At 57.0% G+C, this 230-nt stretch carries 1 protein-coding gene; it reads right to left on the bottom strand.

Annotation, left to right across the window (positions count from 1 at the left end; genetic code table 11):
* Window positions 1-230, bottom strand: a 230-nt coding sequence (locus tag AC1RO3_RS08110) for a hypothetical protein (protein WP_481763947.1), incomplete at both ends; no start/stop codon positions are given.

The following is a 230-nucleotide window of genomic DNA, read 5'->3' as shown; positions in this document are numbered from 1 at the left end:
CGGTAATGCACGCCTTTGTTCATGGCGCACATCTTTTCCAGCTGCTCCTGAGCTTCTTGCAGGTTTGCCGTCTCGAACAGGGTTCCGCCCGGCCGCACATTCGACACGAAATCATACGGCCACTCGCTGGAGAACCAGCCGATCTGATACGAGTCCGCACGGTCCAGCGGGAATCGGATCGGAATCAGACTTTCTTCTGCGTAGCCGCCGATCCAGTCGCTGGATTTTTC

The organism is Dellaglioa sp. CoH-57-MRSF-19 (genome assembly GCF_056781975.1).
The sequence above is the reverse complement of the archived record's forward strand: the minus strand, read 5'-3'. Positions and strand labels throughout refer to the sequence as shown.